Below are 19,089 nucleotides of genomic sequence, written 5' to 3' on the forward strand. Positions count from 1 at the left end.
CCGCTGCTGCGATGGAATTTTAGCATTTATAGCGGACCAACCGCGCGGCAAGGCCGCGGCGGTCGAAGGTGAAGGTTGTGGCTGGTCTCCCACCTCCCCTGAGGGGAGGCGCCGCGAAGCGGCAGGTGGGGGTGAACTGTGCGGATGCGGCGAGATCACCCCACCCCGGAGCTTCGCTCAGACCCTCCCCCTCGGGGGGAGGGTGGTTGTTACTTCGAGACGTCCTGGCCGAAATACTTGTCGGCGATCGTCTGGTAGGTGCCGTCGGCCTTGATGTCGGCGAGCGCCTTGTTGATCGCGGCCACGAGCTCGGCATCGCCCTTGCGGACGATGATGCCCGAGGCGTCGGCTTCGGCCTTTTCAGCGGCGATCTTCACCGGCGCGTCCGGCTTCTGCTTCTTGAAGTCGAGGAAGGAGAGGCTGTCGTTGATGGTCGCGTCGGCGCGGCCGGTCAGCACCAGCTGGATCGACTGGTCGAAACCGTCGGTGCCGACGAGTTCGGCGCCGGCTGCTTCGGCGATCTTGCCGAAATTGCTCGACAGCGACTGCGCCGACTTCTTGCCCTTCAGGTCCTCGAAGCTCTTGATGTCTTCATTGCCTTCCTTGACCACGAGAACGGCCTTGGAAACGATGTATGGGTCGGAGAAGTCATACTTCTCCTTGCGTGCCTCGGTGATGCCGACCTGGTTGATCACGGCGTCGTAGCGGTTGGCATCGAGGCCGGCGATCAGGCCGTCCCATTTGCCTTCGACGAACTCGGCCTTCACGCCGAGCTTGGCGGCGACGGCTTCACCGATCTCGACGTCGAAGCCAACGAGCTTGTTGGACGTATCGTGGAAGGTGAAGGGTGCGTAGGTGCCTTCGGTGCCGATCTTGATGACCCCAGCGGACTTGATCTGGTCGAGGTTCTCGCCGGCCATCGCCGGGTTAAGAACGAGCGTCTGGAGAACGGCGGCGGCAGCCAATGTCTTGAGCCAGCTCATGGGTATTCCTTTCATGCGGTCGGGCCGTTTCCGGCCCGTGTCTCGGGAGGGCATCGTCATCGCAGATCAGGGCCTGCTTGGGATGAGAGAAAAGAGCGAATAAATTGGGCAATTGAGAAAAAATTACTCAACGCACCACGACCGTGCCTGGGATCCAGGTCCGGTCAGCCCTCCGGAACGAGAAAACCGCCCCAAAGGTTCCGGACGGAGCCGGGCTTCGGGGCGGTTTGGATTGCGCGGTCGAACGGATCGTCGCTGCGGCCTATCAGCCGAAGGCGATCGCGGCACCGCCAACGACGGTGGCAAGACCGAGGATGCGGGCAACGGCCGGGCCGAGGCGGGAGACGCCGAGGCCGAGTGCCACGCCGGCACCATGCAAGGCAGCGGTCGCGACCAGGAAGCCGAGGCCGAACTGCAGCGCACCTGCGGCACCGAGTTCACCACCATGGGCATGGCCGTGGAACAGCGCGAAGAGGCCGACAACGGCAGCCGAGGCAGCGACCGGCAGGCGAACCGCAGCGGCCACCAGCAGACCGAGGCCGATGACGGAAGCGAGGATCGCCGGCTCGACGAAGGGAAGCTCGACGCCCGCGACAGCCAAGCCGAAGCCGACGGCCATCATTGATACGAAAGCGGCAGGCACCGCCCAGAGTGCACGGCCGCCGATCTGGCTTGCCCAGACACCCACGGCGACCATGGCCAGGATGTGGTCGGCGCCGAACAGCGGATGCGAGATCCCCGCCATCAGCGAGCCGTGCTCTGCCGGGTCGAGATGGGCGAAGGCGGGGGCGGCTGCTGCGGCAAACATTGCGGCGGTGAGTGAAAGGCGTTTCAGCATGATTTGGTCCCTCTATTTGGTCGACTCATGGCGGCCGGATTTCGGTCCCGCCGATCGTCTCCTTATGTCAAAGCGGAGACTAGCGTAACCCTTTCGGAGCTGTCCACGGGAAAGACGTGGGAGAGCCTACGTCGAATGCCGGGGGGAGGGCGCGATTCGCGCGCCATCGGGTTGCGGCTGCGCGACATGTTGCCCGAAACCACCCTCGCCAGGTTTTTGGCGCCTGACCTTCACCTAAAGTCGAATGGCTTGGCAGCGGTTCTGCTGGGGATTGATACCAAAGTCGTTCTGACCGGCAAATATGCATTGTGTTAAGAATTTGACCGATGCTCGACGTCCCGGCGCGTGAAGGCGATGCCATTTGCGACAGGGAACAAGGGCTCGGCGGGGAACGAGGCGCGCCAGCGCGCCTGTGCCGACCGGTAGAGGACCGGATTTTAGAGGAGGCAGGCGACGCGGAGGCGGGGCCTGTTGGTCAATCAGACCAGAAAAGTGTCGGGCGCAAGACCGGCAAACTTGGAGGAGTTATAATGGCAACTACGGAAATGAACGTCGGGGATCGTTCGCGCCCCATGACGGCGGAGGAGAAGAAGGTCATTCTCGCCTCGTCCGCCGGTACCGTCTTCGAATGGTACGATTTTTATCTCTACGGCTCGCTGGCGGCGATCATCGGCGCCCAGTTCTTCACGGCCTTCCCGGAAGCCACCCGTAACGTCTTTGCGCTTCTGGCCTTTGCCGCCGGCTTCATCGTGCGCCCGTTCGGCGCGCTGGTCTTCGGTGCGCTCGGCGACATCATCGGACGCAAATATACCTTCCTCATGACCATCCTGATCATGGGTGGCTCGACCTTCCTCGTCGGCATGCTGCCCGGCTACAACTCGTGGGGGGCTGCGGCGCCGATCATCCTGATCATTCTGCGCATGGCACAGGGCCTGGCGCTCGGTGGTGAGTATGGCGGGGCGGCTGTTTACGTGGCCGAACATGCGCCTTCGAACCAGCGTGGTTACTTCACCGCCTTCATCCAGACCACGGCAACGCTCGGGCTTCTGCTCTCGCTCGTCGTGATCCTGTCGGTGCAGAGCTATGTCAACGGCAACTGGGATCCGATGCCGGTTCTCGACGCGGCCGGTGCCGCCGTCATGAACCCCGACGGCACCCCGAAGATGATCAAGGCCTTCGACCTCTGGGGCTGGCGCATTCCGTTCCTCGGCTCGGTCGTTCTGCTCGCGATCTCGCTCTATATCCGCCTGCAGATGAATGAATCGCCCGCCTTCAAGAAGATGAAGGAAGAGGGTGCTGCCTCCAAGGCGCCGCTGCGCGAAGCCTTCGGCACCTGGAAGAACGGCAAGATCGCACTGATCGCGCTCTTCGGTCTCGTCGCCGGCCAGGCCGTCGTCTGGTATTCGGGCCAGTTCTACGCCCTGTTCTTCCTGCAGAACGTCATCAAGGTCGACAGCTTCACCGCCAACGTTCTGGTGGCCTGGTCGCTGATCCTCGGCACCGGTGGCTTCCTGTTCTTCGGCTCGCTCTCCGACCGTATCGGCCGCAAGCCGATCATCCTGGCGGGCTGCCTGATTGCGGCACTCACCTACAACTTCGTCTTCCCGCTTCTGACCAAGACCGCCAACCCGGCGCTCTATGCCGCCCATCAGACCCCGGTCACGGTGACGGCTGCGCCTGACGACTGCTCGTTCCAGTTCAACCCGACGGGCACCGCCAAGTTCACCTCGTCTTGCGACATTGCGAAGGCAACGCTTGCCAAGACCTCGGTCAATTACGAGACGATCGAAGACCCGGCAGCAACCGCCGCCCAGGTCAAGATCGGCGACACCGTGGTCGCATCCTATGATGCGTCTGCACTGACCGGCGACGACGTCAAGGCTGTTCCGGCTGCCTTCACCAAGTCGATCAACGACGCGCTGACGGCCGCCGGCTATCCGCTGGTCGCCGACAACAACCCGACGGTCGCCAAGGCGTCGAACTTCTTCGACATCTTCACCGCCCAGAAGATCGGCGTCGTGCTGATCCTGACCTATCTCATCCTTCTGGTGACGATGGTCTACGGTCCGATCGCCGCCATGTTGGTCGAACTCTACCCGACCCGCATCCGCTATTCCGGCCTGTCCTTGCCCTACCACATCGGCAACGGCTGGTTCGGCGGCCTGCTGCCTGCGACCGCATTCGCGATCTCGGCGCAGACCGGTAACGTCTATGGCGGTCTCTGGTATGCCATCATCATCGCCGCTGCGACCGTCGTGATCGGTGCGCTTCTGGTGCCGGGCAATACCCACAAGAAGGACATCTTCAAGGACTGATCGCGATCGATCCTTGACGGTTCAAAGAACAGGCCGGCATCTCGCCGGCCTGTTTTTGTTTGGGTTTGCCGAAGGCTTAGCGGCGGGTCTTTTCCCAGATCGTCCAGCCGGCGAGGAAAATGGCGAGGATCACGGCATTGGTGACGACGCCGAGGCCGATTGCGGTGAGGCGTGGAACCTGCGAGGCGGCGGCCGTCGTCAACGGGATCAGGATGGCGATGAAGAGCACGCCCATCGCCAGCGGCATCCACAGGCCCATATTGGCCCTGGTGCGGATGGCGGTGAGCAGCAGAAAGAAGATCAGCCCGATGCGGAAGGGATCCAGAAGCTGCGTTGTGACGATCTCGACCATGATGTGCCCCTCCGACGGCATGTCCCAATGTGTCCTTGTGGGGCCACTCCACCGCCCCGATAGGCGTCCACGTTATGCGGCGCAATGCGAGGCGTCCAGCGTAAAGCGATGAAATTTATGAGATAATGCCAATCGGAGAGCTCGAGCCGTCAATCTGCCTTGTGGTCCGTCCCCCTACTTCTTGACCCCCAGGACCTCCGCGCAGCGCGACAGGCTGAAGCCGTCGCCGTCGGTGTCGTTGCTCGCCCGGATCGCGGTGATCACGCCTGCCTTGTTGGCATTGATCTGCAATTCGCAGAACAGTTGCTGGTAGCGCGGTGGGCTGATCATTTCCGGCTGCCAGAACGGGTCGCTTCTGATGACGCGGGTCTGGGTCACCGTCTGGCCCGAACCATCGGAGCGGGTTTCCGTGCGCACGATCGTGGTGGCCGGCTCGGGGCTCGAATAGGTCGGGGGAATGTAGCGGGTCTTGTCGCCGCCGCGCCAGGTGTAGATCTTGCCCGACGAGAGGGGGTATTCGTCGATCGGCGGACCATAGGCTGCAAAGAAGGCCTCGACCGGCTGGCCGAGCCAGCGCGAGCGGGCGGCATTGTTGGCGTCCTCGGTTGTCGTGCAGGCGGAGACCAATAGGCCGAAGCTCAGCACCAGGCCGGCCCTAAGGACGCTTTGAATTCGCATGGATTTCCCCCCGAGTTGATGATCTTCATCCTAGACTGCGGTGGCGTCGGGTCGCAAGCAGGCAGGCCCACAGTTCCCATGGACTGTGCGTCCAATTCTGGATCCAGACCGATTGATTGCCGGGGTCTCGACCCGCCGCCTGCGACAGAATTGCGCTTTGTCACCCTTGCATCACGGCGCGCATAGGCTGATAAGCGGCCAACCGTCACAGCCGATAGACGACATGCAGAACTTCTACCGCCGGTCCAAGCTTGTCCGCCGATCCAGGGTCCTCTGGGGTTCCTTCCGCCTCTGGAAGCCGCGTCTCGTCTTCTGGACGGGCGCATTGGCGATCGGTGTCATCTCCGTGGTTTTCGCCCGCATGGCCGACCAGGCGCAGGTCGCCTTCCTCTCGGTGACCGAGGTCGGCGGTTACGGCTTTCTGCTTCCGCTTCTCGTCACGCCGATCGGTTTTGCCCTGTGCGCGTGGCTCTCGATCACGCTCTTTCCCAATTCGCAGGGGAGCGGCATTCCCCAGGCGATCGCGGCCCGCCATCTCAATCATGACGAAGATCGCTTCCGCCTTCTGTCGCTGCGGCTGGCGTTTGGAAAAATCCTGCTCACCGTGGTCGGATTGCTGTCGGGCGCCTCGATCGGTCGCGAGGGGCCGACCGTGCAGGTCGGCGCATCCTTCATGCTGGCGGCCGCCCGCATCGGCGGCATCGCGCAGGCCCGCGGTCTGATCCTTGCCGGCTCTGCCGCCGGCATCGCGGCTGCCTTCAACACGCCGCTTGCCGGCATCGTCTTTGCCATCGAGGAGATGGGCCGCGCCTACGAGTCCCGTGCCAATGGCATCGTGCTGACCGCCGTCATCCTCTCCGGCCTTGCCTCACTGGCGCTTGCCGGAAGCTACCAGTATTTCGGCTCCACCTCGGCGGCGCCGCTTGTGTGGCGTGACTGGGCGCTTGTTCCTGTCTGCGGCGTGGTCGGGGGCGCGCTTGGCGCCGGCTTCAGCGGGCTTGCGCTGCATCTCGGCCTCAGGCTTCGGCGCTGGGCGCAACCGGCTCCACTCCAGCGCATGGTGGCTTTCGCGGCCCTGTGTGGACTGGGCGTTGCCATGATCGGCGTCATCTCCGGCGGTACCACCTTCGGCACCAGCTATGAGCAGGCACGCGGCGCGCTGGAAGGGGATGCGACACCCCTCCTGTTCTTTGCGGAAAAGCTGGTCGCCAGTTTCCTGTCGATGCTCTCAGGCATTCCGGGCGGGATTTTTGCCCCTTCGCTGTCGATCGGTGCGGGCCTTGGCAGTTCGATCGGCCAGATGATGGGCACCAGCATCGCACTTGCTGCGGTACTCGGCATGGCCGGCTATTTCGCCGGCGTGGTGCAGGCCCCGATGACCGCCTTCGTCATCATCCTGGAAATGACCGGCAACCATGGGGCGGTGATCCCGATCATGGCGGTGTCGATGATCGGCTATGTGACGTCCCGCATCCTGTCGCGCGAGCCGCTTTATCACGGCCTGTCGCGCAATTTCATTGCCGCAGCCATTCGCGCGCGGCGGGCCAAGGGCACGGATGCAGAGCCGGGTGCCTGATCCCGCATCTGCGCCCGGCTGATCTGCCATGCGCGTGGCGGCAGGCGGCGAGGGCGGCCTTGCGTCTCTGCGGTGTCACCTTCCTTGCCTCGCCGCCATGATACACCATATGCAAGGCCTGACAGATTTCATGCGTCCGGCCGCCGGGCGCCGAGGAGCTTGATCGTGTTTGCCTTCGACAACAGCTATGCCCGCCTGCCGCAGGTCTTTCATCGGCCGGCCAAACCTGCCGCTGCCCGCGCGCCGCAGCTGATCCGTTTCAACCACAGGCTCGCCGAAACCCTCGGGCTCGATCTGGCTGGTGCCGACGAGGCGCGGCTTGCCCAGGTGTTTTCCGGCCAGGTGATCCCTGTTGGCGCCGAGCCGCTGGCCCAGGCCTATGCCGGACACCAGTTCGGCCATTTCAATCCGCAGCTCGGCGATGGCCGGGCGCTTTTGCTCGGCGAAGTCGTGTCGTCAGGCGGCCAACGTTTCGATATCCAGCTCAAGGGTTCCGGGCCGACCGCCTTTTCCAGGCGCGGTGACGGCATGGCCGCCCTCGGGCCGGTCCTGCGCGAATACATCGTCTCCGAGGCCTTTGCGGCACTCGGTGTGCCGGCCACGCGGGCGCTCGCGGCTGTTGCGACCGGCGAGCAGGTGGTGCGCGAAACCCTGTTGCCGGGGGCGGTGTTCACCCGTGTCGCGGCAAGCCATATCCGGGTCGGGACATTCCAGTTCTTCGCCGCCCAGGGCGACGAAGCCGCGATCCGGACACTGGCAGATCATGTCATCGACCGGCATTATCCCGAGGCGCGGGCTGCCGAAAACCCTTACCTCGCCATGCTCTCCCTGGTGTCGGAACGGCAGGCGAAACTCATCGCCCGCTGGCTGTCGATCGGCTTCATCCATGGCGTGATGAACACCGACAATATGGCGATCTCAGGCGAAACCATCGATTTCGGCCCATGCGCCTTTCTCGACGAGTATGATCCACGCAAGGTTTTCTCCTCGATCGACCAGCGCGGCCGCTACGCCTATGCCAATCAGCCGGGTATCGGCCAGTGGAACATCGCCCGGCTGGCCGAATGCCTGCTGCCGCTCCTCGATGCGGATGAGGAGAAGGCCACGGATGCCGCAAACGCGGTGCTGAAGGATTTCGGCGATGTCTTCCAGGCCGCCTGGCTGCAGGCCTTTCGCGACAAGCTCGGCATCGCCGGCGAGGCCGAGGGCGACCGCACGCTGATCTCGGACCTGCTGGAGCTGATGCACAAGGGCGAGGCCGATTTCACACTGGCTTTCCGGGCGCTGTCCAAGGTCGCTGACGGCGCGGGCGAGGCGCCTTTCACCGCGTTGTTTGCCGGTCGCGAAGGCCTTGACGACTGGCTTTCCCGCTGGCGCGCCCGGCTTGCCGAAGGCGGCCGTCAGTCGGCGGCCATCCAGGCGGCAATGGAGGCGGTCAATCCTGCCCTCATCCCGCGCAACCACCGCATTGAAGAGGCCATCGCCGCAGCGGTATACGGCGACTATTCGTTCTTCCACCGCCTGGTGGATGCGCTGGCTGCTCCTTATGTCGAAGATCCCGAGACGGCCTATTTGCGAGTGCCCCCGACACCCGAAGAGCGGGTCACGCGGACGTTTTGCGGAACCTGAGCGGGCGGTTAGCTCAGGTCTAGCGCCGCCAGGTCTTGCAGCAGGCTAGGTCCAACCGGGTTCCAGCCCAGAGCGGCTCGCGTATGGGCCGATGATGCCGGCATGTCGAGGATGGCGAAGCCGATCAGCGGGCCGAAATGCTCTTGCGCTTGCTCAGGTGAGAGCGAGGCCACCGGAAGTTCCAAGGCCTCGCCGATGGCATGGGCGATGTCGCGCAGGCTGATCGCTTCCTCGGTGACGGCGTGATAACGCGATCCCCGCTCCGCCCGATCGAGGGCGAGGCGGAAGAGCCGGGCTGTGTCGCTCACATGGCAGGCCGACCAGCGAGTGGTGCCGTCTCCGATATAGGCCACACGGCCCTTGGCGCGCGCGATGTCGATCAGGAAGGTGATAAGCCCCTGTCGCTTCGTGTCGTGGATCTGCGACAGGCGCATGGTCGATACGTTCACGCCCTGATCCAGCAGGGCTTGGCCGGCACGTTCGGAGGCGATGCGCGGGCTTGGATGGGCGAGATCCAGCACATCTTCTCTTGCCAGTTCGCCACGGACCGCTGTCCCCATGCCGACACCGGAGGTGATAAGAAGCGGGCGGTCCGAACCGATCAGCGCCTTTCCGATTGCGGCGATGGCGACGGTGTCCTTCTGGCAATTGGCCTGAAAATTGGAAAAATCGTGGTCGAAGGCCAGGTGAATGACGGCATCGGCCTTCTCGGCGCCCCGTGTCAGCGTAGCCGGGTCCTCAAGCGCGCCGAGATGTGGCTCGACGCCTGCCGAGCGTAGCTTCGCGGCCCCTTCTTCGGAGCGGGTGAGGCCGAGCACTTGATGGCCGGCTGCGAGCAGTTCGGGAATGACGGCCGAGCCGATGAAACCGGTGGCGCCTGTGACGAAGATACGCATGTCTGTCTTCCTGCGTTGTGGATGCAGACAAGAGGTGGCAGATCGCTTATCCTGGTAAAGTAGTGACTTTATCATGGTATAATTACTCTCAGGATCGGTATGCCCGTCATTGCCGCGACGACTTTGGCTTCATTTCTCCGAGATCGTCGTGTCCGGCTCGATCCGGCCACCTTCGGTCTGTCGGGCCGCCGCCGCACGCCCGGTCTGAGACGGGAAGAGGTGGCCCAGCGGGCCAATATCAGCCCCACCTGGTACACGTGGCTGGAGCAGGGAAGGGGTGGCGCACCGTCGGCTGATGTTCTCAACCGGATCGCGCGCGCCATGCTGATGACGGAAGCCGAGCGCGAGCACATGTTCATGCTGGGTCTTGGGCGTCCACCCGAGGCGAAATACACCACGATCGACGGCATCAGCCCGCGTCTGCAACGCTTTATCGACCGGCTCGACACCTGTCCGGCGATCGTCAAGACCGCGACCTGGGAGGTGGTGGCCTGGAACCGGGCGGCGACGGTCGTGCTGTCCGACTACGGCAGACTACCGCCGGGGCAGCGCAACATGTTGCGCTTCCTCTTCACTAGCCCGGACGTGCGGGCAAAGCAGCATGACTGGGAAACGATCGCCCGCTTCTCCGTCGCCGCCTTTCGCGCCGATGCCGCGCGGGCAGGAGCAGTGTCGCAGGTCCAGCATCTGGTCGAGGAGCTTTCAGAGGTGAGCGCCGAGTTTCGCCGGATCTGGAGCGAAAACCAGATCAGCGTGCCGGGGGAGGGCGCAAAGCGGCTCCTCCATCCCGTGCTGGGCGCGATCGACCTCGAATATTCTGCCTTTGCCGTGGACGGCAGAGTTGATCTCAACCTGATGGTCTATACGCCAGTGGATCCCGAGGTGGCCAAGCAGATCCGCAAATTGGCCGGCGATGAGTGACGCACCAAGGTGGGTGTTCGGAGAGTGATGTCGGCGGCGCGAACGATTGGCTCTGGCCCAATTGGACCTGCGTCGCGAAATTGTCCCATTGCCAGCGTCGAATGACAGGTCTCCAATCCCAGCCTGTTCATCTCCTGATTCTCCTCGCCTCCCCGCTTCGGGGGATGCCCTTTTCCAGAGCCCTTTTCATGCTGCGCTTTTTCGAGACGATCATCGTTCCCACCGCCCGTGAGACGCCCGGCAATCCGCCGGAGGGGCTTCTCAACTTCTACTGGTTCTTCGTGCGCCAGGCGAAAGGCCTGTTCATCGCGCTGATCTTCGCCAGTCTGTTTGTGGCGCTGGCGGACGCCGCGATCCCGGTCTTCATGGGCAAACTCGTCAAGGTGCTGACATCATCGACGCCGGAGCAGGTGTTTGCCGATGGCGCAAGCCTGATCTTCGGGCTCATCCTGCTGGTGCTGGTCATCCGGCCGCTGGTGACGGCCCTGCAGGGCCTCGTGCTCAACCAGGCGATTGCGCCAGGGGTCACCAACATGGTGCGCTGGCAGAGCCATTGGCATGTCATCCGGCAGAACCTCTCCTTCTTCCAGAACGATTTTGCCGGGCGCATCGGCTCGCGTGTGCTGGAAATCGGCCACACGCTTCGAAGCTCCGTCGTCTCGGTCATCTCCGTCGTCTGGTATCTGGTGGCGCTCGGCCTGATCACCTCGGGCATTCTGGCGGCCGCCAGCTGGTGGCTGGTGCTTCCCGTGGCGCTCTGGACGCTTGCCTATGTCGGTTTCCTCATCGCCATCGTGCCGCAGATCCGGCGCGGCTCGAAGGCGATTGCCTATGCGCGTTCCGATTTCGTCGGCCGCATCGTCGACAGCTATACCAATATCATGACGGTGAAGCTCTTCGCCCGGCCGGAAGAGGAAGACCAGTTCGTCCGCGAAGCCGTCGATCAGCATACTGCCCGCATGATCACCCAGCATCGCTGGCTGTCGCTGTTTTCGCTCGGGCTGACGCTGCTCTCGGGCCTCCTCATCGCCAGCACCACCTGGGTCGCGATCCGGCTCTGGGCGAACGGCGCCATCGGCATCGATATCGTCGCCATGGTCCTGCCGATGACGCTGCAGATTTCCGGCACATCAGCCCGCGTCGCCCAGGAAATCACCCAGATCTCCGACCAGGTCGGCACGGTGCATGAGGCGATGGACACGATAGCAAAGCCGATCGGGCTCACCGACCCGGCCTCTGCCAAGCCGCTTGAGGTAACGAAAGGCGCCATCCGCTTCGACAAGGTCTCTTTCCATTACGGCCGCAAGGGCGGGATCATCGAAGACTTCTCGCTCGACATCAGACCCGGCGAACGCATCGGCCTGGTCGGCCGCTCCGGCGCCGGCAAGTCGACGCTGGTCAATCTTCTGCTGCGTTTCTACGACGTCGAGACCGGCCGCATCAGCATCGACGGCCAGGATGTGGCCGAGGCGACCCAGGCGAGCATCCGCCAGCATATCTCGGTCGTCACGCAGGACACCTCACTGCTGCACCGCTCGATCCACGAAAACATCGCCTATGGCCGTCGTTCTGCGTCGAGGGCCGAGGTGATCGAGGCCGCCCGCCAGGCGCATGCGGTCGAATTCATCGAGCAGCTCTCCGACTGGCACGGCCGCACCGGCTTCGACGCCCATGTCGGCGAACGTGGCGTCAAACTCTCCGGCGGCCAGCGTCAGCGCATCGCAATTGCCCGCGTGATCCTCAAAAACGCGCCGATCCTGATCCTCGACGAAGCGACATCGGCGCTCGATTCCGAAGTCGAGCAAGCCATCCAGGCAAGCCTCGAAGACCTGATGCAGGACCGCACCGTGATCGCCATCGCCCACCGCCTCTCGACCATCGCCGCCATGGACCGCCTCGTCATCCTCGACCGGGGGCGCATCGTCGAGCAGGGCACGCATGGTGAACTGCTTGATCTCGGTGGCCATTATGCGGGCCTGTGGGCGCGGCAATCGGGCGGGTTTCTGGAGGCGGAGGGGTGAGTTTTCGGCACCCCCCTCTGTCCTGCCGGACATCTCCCCCACAAGGGGGGAGACTGGCAAGGCCGCTGGCCTTTCGCACCCCTCTCATGCTGCGAAGGGGCCGGCACACGCAGCGCTCCGCTCTCCCCCCTTGTGGGGGAGATGTCACGCAGTGACAGAGGGGGGTGTCCTCTTGCCCTTGTGAGCTAGGTTTTGTCATCGTCATAAAAAAGGCGCCCCTCGCGAGGCGCCTTTTCTCTATCTGAACGAATGTTGCCGATCAGATGGCCGGCTGTAGCGTCATCGAGGTGCCGGTGGCGGCGATGTTCAGGCCGAGCTGGCCCGTGACGCTGATCGGCTGCAGGTGGATCGAGCCGGAGGTGCCGCCGAACAGCACGTTGGCGCCCACGCCGGCGCCGACGGTGGCTTCCGCCGTCGCGCCGCCATAGAGGCCGCCGAGCGAACCCTTGTGATAGCCGGCGGTCGGGGCAAAGACGGCCCAGATGATGCGGCCCTTGGCGGTGTAGCCGAGGTCGACGCCGAACTTCTTGATCGAGCCGGTGTAGGTGTCGAGCGGCTCGCCGTCGACGACGGAGGTAAAGGCGCAGTCGGCCGTCTTGGCCGAGCCCAGCACGTAGCCGAAGCCGGAGCCGATCTGGCAGTCGAGATAACCGATGCGCACGCCACCGACCGGACCGTTGTCCTGAACTGCAGGGGCGGGTTCGGCATAGGTCATGTCGGCCGCGTGAGTGGTGCCGGCAGAGGCCAGCATGGGCAGGGCGGCAAGGCTGGCCGCGATCAGGGTCTTCATGGCAAATCTCCTTCCATGTTCTGCTGCCCGTCGGGGAGGTGGCCGTTATCGGCTTCTCGGGCAGCGTGGAACAACGTCTAAGCGCGAAGATTGATCCAACTGAGGCGCGAGATGGGCAGCAAAGTGGCGATCCACGCCAAATTAGCGATTTCTTGCCCTGCCTGTGCGGGCGGCAAGCCTATATGCCCCGCGCCGTGGTCTCACCCCGTCAAAAGCAGATGTCCTCCTGCGGGAACCTTAAGCCGTCGCCGCGCTTCTCCCCGACAGCCAAACCGGAGGATTGCCATGACGCTCACTTTGCCCGAACTCGCCCACAAGATGAAGAAGATCGATTTCTGCATGATGCTGACCCGATCCGCCGACGAGACGATCTCGGCGCGGCCGATGAGTAACAATGGCGAGGTCGACTACGACGGCGACAGCTACTTCTTTTCCTACACCGACACGACGAAAGTCCGCGAACTGACCGCAGATCCGTCCGTGTCTCTGACCTTCACGGCCCCACCGAGCCTGCTTGGCAAACCCGGCATCTTCGTCGCCGTGAAGGGCCGCGCCAGCCTGATCGCCGACAAGGCGGTGTTTGAGGCGCATTGGAGCAAGGATCTCGACCGCTGGTTCCCTGATGGCATCGACACGCCCGGCATTATCCTGATCAAGGTGCATGCCGACAGCATCACCTATTGGGACGGCGAAGACAACGGCACGATCCACGTCTGACGGGCGGCCGGGCGGGCCTTTGCTGCAAAAGCGGCATACGGTGCTTGCACCCAACAGAGAGGGGCGTCGCTCATTGCCGGCGCCCTTTTTCGTTCCGGTCGCGACATGGGCGGCCGCGCTTCTGCCGCGAACGGGCTTATCAGGGCAGGTGACCGGAGCGTGGACAGGGGTCGTGGGGATCTTGCAGAATGTCGCAGACAGGCTGCAAATGTCTCGGGCCTGCTCTTAAGATCGCGGGCAGAACATCCACTCCCAGATATCAGGGCATCGTAAAGACCATGGCAGAGTTTCCGTCCAAGGCAAAAGTCGTCATCATCGGGTTGGGAGGCATTGTCGGCGCCTCCATCGCCCATCACCTGATCGAGCGCGGCTGGGACGACATCGTCGGCATCGACAAGTCGGGCATCCCGACTGATATCGGCTCCACGGCGCATGCGTCGGACTTCTGTTACACCACGTCCCACGACTATCTCTCGGTCTGGACCACCCAGTATTCGATCGATTTCTACGAGAAGATGGGCCACTATGCCCGCATCGGCGGGTTGGAAGTCGCCCGCACCGGTGACGACACCTGGATGGAAGAGATCAAGCGCAAGCTCTCGTCCGCCCGCGCCTTCGGCACCCGCGCGCACTATGTCTCGCCCGCCGAGATCAAAAAACTCTTCCCGCTGATCGAGGAAGATCAGGTCATGGGCGGCATGTTCGATCCGGATGCCGGGCTCGTCGTGCCGCGCTCCCAGACCGTTGCCGGCAAGCTCGTCGATGCGGCTGAAAAGTCGGGCAAGCTCCAGATGTTCGGCAATACGCCGGCCAAGTCGCTGATCGTCGAGGGCGGCCGCATCAAGGGCGTCGTCACCCATCGCGGCACGATCATGGCCGATCACGTCATCGTCTGCGCCGGCCTCTGGGGCCGCCTGATTGCCGAAATGGTCGGCGAAGACCTGCCCGTCATGCCGGTCGACCATCCGCTGACCTTCTTCGGTCCGTATAACGAGTTCGAAGGCACGGGCAAGGAAATCGGCTACCCGCTGCTGCGCGACCAGGGCAATTCCGCCTATATGCGCGACACCGGCGACCCGAAGACCACCGAAGGCGGCCAGATCGAATGGGGCTATTACGAGCAGCGCAATCCGCGCATGTGCCATCCGCGCGAGCTCTTGGAAAAGCACGAGGCGCGGCTTTCGCCCTCGCAGCGCGACCTCGACATGGAGCAGATCCTCGAGCCGCTCGAGCGCGCCATGGAGCTCACCCCGATCCTCGGCGAACTCGGCTATAACGAGAGCCATAGCTTCAACGGCCTGCTGCAGGTCTCCGCTGCTGGCGGCCCCTCCTGCGGCGAAAGCCAGAAGGTGCGCGGCCTCTGGTACTGCGTCGCCATCTGGGTCAAGGACGGCCCCGGCTATGGCAAGCTGATCGCCGACTGGATGACCGACGGTCGCACGGAAATCGACCATTCCTCGATCGATTACGCCCGTTTCTATCCGCACCAGCTGGAAGAGAAGTTCATCGAGGGCCGCTGCTATGAGGCCGCCCAGAAGATCTATTTCCCCGCCGTACACACCCGCGAGCCCTATGCCTCCGGCCGCAATGTCAAGCGTTCGCCGATGTATGAGCGCGAAGTCGAGCTCGGCGGCTATTTCATGGAGCTTGGCGGGTGGGAGCGCGCGCATGGCTACGCCGCCAACGAGCATCTCCTTGAAAAATATGGCGATCGCGTTCCGGTCCGTGAAAACGAATGGGATAACAGACACTTCTGGCGCGTTTCGAATGCCGAACATCTGGCGATGAGCGAGGATTGCGGCATCGTCAACTTGAGCCACTTCCACATGGTCGACATCGAAGGTCCTGATCATGTCGAGCTTTTGGAATGGCTCTGCGCCGCCAAGATCGGCGGCGACGCGAATATCGGCAAGGGTATCTACACCCACTTCCTCGACGACGAGGGCATGGTGCGCGCAGACTTCACCGTCTTCCGCATGGCCGACCGCTGCCGCCTGGTGAACGGCGCCGATGCCGGCCCGCGCGACCTCTATTACATGAAGCGCGTGGCGGAAGATCGTGGCCTTGATGTCACCATCACCGACACCTCGGAGAAGTATATCACCATCGGCATCTGGGGCCCGAATGCCCGCGCCACGCTGAAAAAGGCCGTCGCCGACCCCGCCGGTCTCGATCCGGAAAACTTCCCCTTCGCAGCGATCAAGCCGATCGAAATCGCCGGCAAGCATGTCACCGCCTTCCGCATCTCCTATGTCGGCGAGCAGGGCTGGGAACTGCACATGAAATACGAAGACGGCCTTGCCGTCTGGGATGCGCTCCGCGCCACCGGCGTCATGGCCTTCGGCGTCGAAACCTATGCCAATTCGCGCCGCATGGAAAAGAGCCTGCGCCTGCAGAACGCCGACCTCTTGACCCAGTACAACCTGATCGAGGCCGATCTCGCGCGTCCGAAGGTCAAGGAAGCGGATTTCCGCGGTAAGGCCAAGCATCTCGAATACAAGGCCCGTGACAAGCAGCCGGCGATGCTCTGCACGCTCGTCATGACCGACAATGTCGATAGCAAGGGCGTCGCCCGCTACCCCGTCGGCTCCATGCCGGTCGTCGACCCCGCCACCGGCGAGGTCCTGATCGACAGCCTCGGCCGCCGCTCCTACACGACGTCGGTCGCCTTCGGCCCGACCATCGGCAAGAACATCGCACTCGCCTATCTGCCGGCGGAGTATTGCGAGGTGGGCCGGAAGCTGACCGTGGAATACTTCGCCGAGAGCTTCCCCGTCGAGGTCGCGGCGGTGGGATATAAGCCGCTGTATGATCCGGAGAACTTGAAGCCGCGCAGCTGAGGCTGAGAGTTTAGTTCAGAGGGATATGGACCCGTCGGTCGTGAGGCCGGCGGGTTCTTATGTTCGTCAGTGTCCTGACATAAGTCGCGTAAAAGTAGAAAAAACTAGACTTCACTTAAATTTTTAGTCAGACTACTCCTCTGGAGGGAGAGGGGGTCAAAAGTGAGCAATTGGTATTTGCGCGAATTAAGATGTCCTGGTTTGCTGCTATCGCACTGTGATGTGAATTTGTTTCTGCGTGTTTCCGCTTTTAGGTGCTTCAATATTAAATTTTCACTGAAAATGTATTGTGCTGGAATTTAATCATGAACCGTTATATTGGTTCCGGTGCAATATTTATTATGATAGCGGCACTGTTTGGCTTTTTCTTTTGGCCCGTGAAGCCGGTGATCGTCTTAGACCATTTGTGCGACTTCGTGCGAGATCAGCAGAAGCTCGAATGTATGGCGGTGTTGGCGGCCGACAATTTCGTGGCGCCTGGGAGCTTCGTAGAGGCTGTAGCCAACGAGGTAACGGACAAGAGGGTGCCTCTCCCAAGAGGAAATTTGTTTGGGGATTCTTGCATTATTCCCGGTGCAGATGGCGATGCCATCAAGGCAGAATTGTCAAAACACTCCTCGATTAGCATACCCACTTTTACCTACGACGTAGATCGCAGTCTCAAAGAGGGAGTAGAACTGCAAATTCCAAAACTTGAGGCGTTGTCGCTGAAAGCTGGACCAAACTTCAAATCCGTTTCAAAGGTTGAGCTCTCGACAGAGGATGCGTGGGCGGTAAACGTAGATGAGCTTTCCGCCCATCAGGCGCTATCAAGCTGCTCCGTAAAGCGGTCTTGCGTAGATTATATTAAGTCTCAACAGTATCGTGTTATTGGCACCGCTCTTGTGGCAAAAGGTCTTTCGTACAAGCTCTATAATTCTGAAAATCAACTTCTCTCACTTGACGCTGCCGTAAAGTCTGAGGCTATAACGGCGTCAGTGGGTGGGAGTGGCGGCGTAACTAGCACAACAAAGTCAACGCTAACGGCCAGCGAAGCACGTGTTATCGGAGTACGGTTCCTTCCCGTAGATTTTTTCTCCAATCAACCAGTCTGCGAACGCGATGTGCTCTATAGTGCATCCGGTGTAGCTGACGTTTCCATAGTCGGAGGTGGTGGCCGAGGCAACATCGGAAACCTTATTCGTGACCAAAAACCCCTAGGAGAGGTTGCTGCAGTGCAGCGTACTGGATCAGAAACAAGTGAATGCAGGGACGGAATTGATCGCAAGACTTCTGCGGCGTCTGCTTATGCAAGTGTTAAACAAATCAAGGAAAATACACTTGAACTTAGTTATGATCTTATTGCATCAGGTGGTCACTACGTAACAGTGGCCGGCTGCGTAGCCGGCCAGTGGATCGGGAAGACGGGACATGATACCACGGCGGTCGCCACTTCCAGTATTGCCGCGTCGATCTCCGCCTTGGTCCGGTCAGAATCCGGAGCGAGGCTAACACTTGAATACGACAACGTTCCGGAAAGCTTGAGAGGGCGCCTCACCATCAGCGTCAGGGACTGGCGCGGACAGCAGCTGCGTGAAGAGAAAAAAGAATCGGTCGATTTCTCTGACGTCGTCGGTTCAGGATCAAAATCATTCCTGGCAGATGGCCCTGGTTTATATCGTTTTGAAGTGACCGCGAACGTCGACAGAACAGTGGGAGGTAATGTTGAGGCCCGGGATAGTGCAACGGCACGCTTTACGCTCGTGACGAATTAGCCTGGTGAAGCACGCGCCGATTACATAACTGCAGCGCTGGAAGAGGGCGATGCTGCCGAAATCCGGAGGGCGCTCAACACAGTCGGCCGTTCGCTTGGCATGACCGCTATCGCCGAAGAGACGGGGCTTGGACGTGAGAGCCTGTACAAGGCGCTTGGCGAAAACGGCAATCCGGAGTTCGCCACCGTCCTCAAACTGATGAAGGGCATGGGGTTGAAGCTTTCGGCCTTGCCGATCGAGGAAAAGGAATAGGGACGGCTCTACCTCCCCCCATGCGGGGGAGGACGGAAAATCGAAGGCTTAGGCGAGCGCAAGCCGCCTAGACTTCAGATTTTCCCGGAGAGGGGCACGGTTCCGTTGGCACCGACATCACCGAGCCCCTCTCTTGCGAAATCTGAGGTTTGGCCCTGATCGGGCCAATTCCTCGATTTCGCTTTCTCCCCCGCAAGGGGGGGATGGGCGTCGCGCAAGCCGCAACCGCCCCTCATCCGCCCTTCGGGCACCTTCTCCCCGCAGGCGGGGAGAAGGCCGAGACGGCCACCGCTTGCGCCCCCCTCTCCCCGCCTGCGGGGAGAGGGTAGGGTGAGGGGCAAAGGCCGTACGTTCGGACGCATTGGCGAAAAAAGGGGGATGAATTCCGAACATTTCCCAACAAAATCAAACCCCGACACATTTTCTCATCCCCGCCCATTTTTCCTCCCTTAGACTCACAGCTGTCCCGCCCTCGGATACACCTGACGATGCGATGTCAGGCGAGGCGGGGCCGGCGCCGGGGTGGA

At 62.1% G+C, this 19,089-nt stretch carries 14 protein-coding genes and 1 pseudogene; 9 read left to right on the plus strand and 6 right to left on the minus strand.

What is annotated here, in order from left to right; all coding sequences use genetic code 11:
• Positions 1-209 precede the first annotated feature (209 nt).
• Both DMY87_RS13860 and DMY87_RS13865 read right to left on the minus strand, forming a co-directional pair.
• Positions 210-983 (minus strand): amino acid ABC transporter substrate-binding protein, encoded by a 774-nt coding sequence (locus DMY87_RS13860; RefSeq protein WP_110792124.1) that lies wholly within the window; start codon positions 981-983, stop codon positions 210-212.
• Between the two features lie 265 nt (positions 984-1,248).
• Positions 1,249-1,821 (minus strand): HupE/UreJ family protein, encoded by a 573-nt coding sequence (locus DMY87_RS13865; protein WP_110792126.1) that lies wholly within the window; start codon positions 1,819-1,821, stop codon positions 1,249-1,251.
• A gap of 572 nt (positions 1,822-2,393) precedes the next feature.
• On the opposite strand from DMY87_RS13865, the gene DMY87_RS13875 reads away from it, so the two are divergent.
• Positions 2,394-4,136 (plus strand): MFS transporter, encoded by a 1,743-nt coding sequence (locus tag DMY87_RS13875; RefSeq protein WP_110792237.1) that lies wholly within the window; start codon positions 2,394-2,396, stop codon positions 4,134-4,136.
• Positions 4,137-4,212: 76 nt separating this feature from the next.
• Here the strand turns inward: DMY87_RS13875 and DMY87_RS13880 are convergent, their stop codons facing one another.
• Positions 4,213-4,488, minus strand: a complete 276-nt coding sequence (locus tag DMY87_RS13880) for a hypothetical protein (protein WP_110792129.1) — start codon at positions 4,486-4,488, stop codon at positions 4,213-4,215.
• A 174-nt stretch (positions 4,489-4,662) separates the two neighbouring features.
• The gene (locus tag DMY87_RS13885; RefSeq protein WP_110792130.1) at positions 4,663-5,166 is read right to left on the minus strand and encodes a hypothetical protein; all 504 of its coding nucleotides are present in this window, start codon (positions 5,164-5,166) and stop codon (positions 4,663-4,665) included.
• A gap of 223 nt (positions 5,167-5,389) precedes the next feature.
• On the opposite strand from DMY87_RS13885, the gene DMY87_RS13890 reads away from it, so the two are divergent.
• Entirely contained in the window at positions 5,390-6,742 is a 1,353-nt protein-coding gene (locus DMY87_RS13890; protein WP_110792132.1) for a chloride channel protein, read from the plus strand.
• Between the two features lie 165 nt (positions 6,743-6,907).
• A complete protein-coding gene (locus DMY87_RS13895) occupies positions 6,908-8,371 on the plus strand; it encodes a protein adenylyltransferase SelO (RefSeq protein WP_110792134.1) in 1,464 nt (487 codons plus the stop codon).
• A gap of 8 nt (positions 8,372-8,379) precedes the next feature.
• Here DMY87_RS13895 and DMY87_RS13900 read toward each other — a convergent pair whose 3' ends face one another.
• Positions 8,380-9,267, minus strand: coding sequence for an SDR family oxidoreductase (locus tag DMY87_RS13900; RefSeq protein WP_110792136.1), 888 nt, complete (start codon positions 9,265-9,267; stop codon positions 8,380-8,382).
• A gap of 99 nt (positions 9,268-9,366) precedes the next feature.
• On the opposite strand from DMY87_RS13900, the gene DMY87_RS13905 reads away from it, so the two are divergent.
• Both DMY87_RS13905 and DMY87_RS13910 read left to right on the plus strand, forming a co-directional pair.
• Positions 9,367-10,188: a helix-turn-helix transcriptional regulator gene (locus DMY87_RS13905; RefSeq protein ID WP_110792137.1), complete on the plus strand. Its 822-nt coding sequence runs from the start codon at positions 9,367-9,369 to the stop codon at positions 10,186-10,188.
• Positions 10,189-10,376: 188 nt separating this feature from the next.
• A complete protein-coding gene (locus DMY87_RS13910) occupies positions 10,377-12,209 on the plus strand; it encodes an ABC transporter ATP-binding protein (protein WP_110792239.1) in 1,833 nt (610 codons plus the stop codon).
• Positions 12,210-12,468: 259 nt separating this feature from the next.
• On the opposite strand, the gene DMY87_RS13920 is transcribed toward DMY87_RS13910, so the two are convergent.
• Positions 12,469-12,999, minus strand: coding sequence for a DUF992 domain-containing protein (locus DMY87_RS13920; RefSeq protein WP_110792139.1), 531 nt, complete (start codon positions 12,997-12,999; stop codon positions 12,469-12,471).
• Positions 13,000-13,284: 285 nt separating this feature from the next.
• On the opposite strand from DMY87_RS13920, the gene DMY87_RS13925 reads away from it, so the two are divergent.
• The 4 genes and pseudogenes from DMY87_RS13925 to DMY87_RS13935 all read left to right on the plus strand — a co-directional run.
• Positions 13,285-13,716, plus strand: a complete 432-nt coding sequence (locus DMY87_RS13925) for a pyridoxamine 5'-phosphate oxidase family protein (RefSeq protein ID WP_110792140.1) — start codon at positions 13,285-13,287, stop codon at positions 13,714-13,716.
• Positions 13,717-13,994: 278 nt separating this feature from the next.
• Positions 13,995-16,556 carry a GcvT family protein gene (locus DMY87_RS13930; protein WP_110792142.1) on the plus strand — a complete coding sequence of 854 codons (2,562 nt, stop codon included), beginning with the start codon at positions 13,995-13,997 and terminating at the stop codon, positions 16,554-16,556.
• A 305-nt stretch (positions 16,557-16,861) separates the two neighbouring features.
• A complete protein-coding gene (locus DMY87_RS24040) occupies positions 16,862-18,310 on the plus strand; it encodes a hypothetical protein (protein ID WP_133253020.1) in 1,449 nt (482 codons plus the stop codon).
• 18 nt (positions 18,311-18,328) lie between these two features.
• Positions 18,329-18,562: pseudogene (locus DMY87_RS13935) on the plus strand (addiction module antidote protein); the annotation flags it as partial.
• Positions 18,563-19,089: the final 527 nt, after the last annotated feature.

Source organism: Peteryoungia wuzhouensis, from assembly GCF_003205195.1.
GTDB lineage: Bacteria > Pseudomonadota > Alphaproteobacteria > Rhizobiales > Rhizobiaceae > Allorhizobium > Allorhizobium wuzhouense.

Excerpts from the sequence above, each read along its gene's own strand:
- DMY87_RS13860 (WP_110792124.1), bottom strand. The coding sequence starts at position 983 with ATGAGCTGGCTCAAGACATTGGCTGCCGCCGCCGTTCTCCAGACGCTC.
- DMY87_RS13865 (WP_110792126.1), bottom strand. The coding sequence starts at position 1,821 with ATGCTGAAACGCCTTTCACTCACCGCCGCAATGTTTGCCGCAGCAGCC.
- DMY87_RS13875 (WP_110792237.1), top strand. The coding sequence starts at position 2,394 with ATGACGGCGGAGGAGAAGAAGGTCATTCTCGCCTCGTCCGCCGGTACC.
- DMY87_RS13880 (WP_110792129.1), bottom strand. The coding sequence starts at position 4,488 with ATGGTCGAGATCGTCACAACGCAGCTTCTGGATCCCTTCCGCATCGGG.
- DMY87_RS13885 (WP_110792130.1), bottom strand. The coding sequence starts at position 5,166 with ATGCGAATTCAAAGCGTCCTTAGGGCCGGCCTGGTGCTGAGCTTCGGC.
- DMY87_RS13890 (WP_110792132.1), top strand. The coding sequence starts at position 5,390 with ATGCAGAACTTCTACCGCCGGTCCAAGCTTGTCCGCCGATCCAGGGTC.
- DMY87_RS13900 (WP_110792136.1), bottom strand. The coding sequence starts at position 9,267 with ATGCGTATCTTCGTCACAGGCGCCACCGGTTTCATCGGCTCGGCCGTC.
- DMY87_RS13905 (WP_110792137.1), top strand. The coding sequence starts at position 9,367 with ATGCCCGTCATTGCCGCGACGACTTTGGCTTCATTTCTCCGAGATCGT.
- DMY87_RS13910 (WP_110792239.1), top strand. The coding sequence starts at position 10,377 with ATGCTGCGCTTTTTCGAGACGATCATCGTTCCCACCGCCCGTGAGACG.
- DMY87_RS13920 (WP_110792139.1), bottom strand. The coding sequence starts at position 12,999 with ATGAAGACCCTGATCGCGGCCAGCCTTGCCGCCCTGCCCATGCTGGCC.
- DMY87_RS13925 (WP_110792140.1), top strand. The coding sequence starts at position 13,285 with ATGACGCTCACTTTGCCCGAACTCGCCCACAAGATGAAGAAGATCGAT.
- DMY87_RS13930 (WP_110792142.1), top strand. The coding sequence starts at position 13,995 with ATGGCAGAGTTTCCGTCCAAGGCAAAAGTCGTCATCATCGGGTTGGGA.
- DMY87_RS24040 (WP_133253020.1), top strand. The coding sequence starts at position 16,862 with ATGAACCGTTATATTGGTTCCGGTGCAATATTTATTATGATAGCGGCA.